This window comes from Neisseria sp. P0009.S007 (genome assembly GCF_051962515.1).
In genome coordinates this window covers 1-907 of record NZ_JBQCVF010000654.1, presented here as the reverse complement: position 1 = coordinate 907, position 907 = coordinate 1, and the positions used below count along the sequence as shown (strand labels likewise).

General features: G+C 50.2%; 1 protein-coding gene. It reads left to right on the top strand.

The window, feature by feature from the left end:
* Positions 1–182 precede the first annotated feature (182 nt).
* Positions 183–907: 3-oxoacyl-ACP reductase FabG (fabG, locus tag ACTHS3_RS15455; RefSeq protein WP_440368433.1), on the top strand; the 725-nt coding region annotated here is incomplete at its 3' end.

Here is a 907-nt window from a genome sequence, read left to right as displayed (position 1 = left end):
CATAAAAGTAAATTTACACAACCAGCCAAACGAATTGGGAAACAAGCACAAAAAAAGAAAGCATGGGCATACTACAAAGAATATTTATTACGAAGAATCAACAAACGACGGTATCAAGCACCCTCCCTAGGTAAATAAGGCCGTCTGAAACCATTTTTCCAATCGCAATTAAGGAATAAAACATGAGTACACAAGATTTGAGCGGCAAAATCGCTTTGGTAACCGGCGCTTCTCGCGGTATTGGTACGGCGATTGCCGATACTTTGGCTGCGGCCGGTGCAAAAGTTATCGGTACAGCCACCAGTGAGAGCGGTGCGGCTGCAATCGGCGAACGCTTGGCACAATGGGGCGGCGAAGGCCGTGCATTGAATTCTGCCGAACCTGAAACCATCGAAACCCTGATTGCCGACATCGAGAAAGAATTCGGCAAACTGGATATTCTGGTCAACAACGCCGGCATTACCCGTGACAACCTCCTAATGCGCATGAAAGAGGAAGAATGGGACGACATCATGCAGGTTAACCTCAAATCCGTCTTCCGCGCCTCCAAAGCGGTATTGCGCGGCATGATGAAACAGCGTACCGGCCGCATCATCAACATCACATCCGTTGTCGGCGTGATGGGCAATGCCGGCCAAACCAACTATGCGGCCGCAAAAGCAGGCTTAATCGGCTTCTCCAAATCTATGGCGCGTGAAGTCGGCAGCCGCGGCATTACCGTCAACTGCGTTGCCCCCGGCTTTATCGACACCGATATGACCCGCGCCCTGCCGGAAGAAACCCGCAAAACCTTTGAAGCGCAAACTTCTTTGGGCAAATTCGGTGAAGCGCAAGATATTGCCGATGCAGTCTTGTTCTTGGCTTCTGATCAGGCAAAATACATTACCGGTCAGACACTTCATGTCAA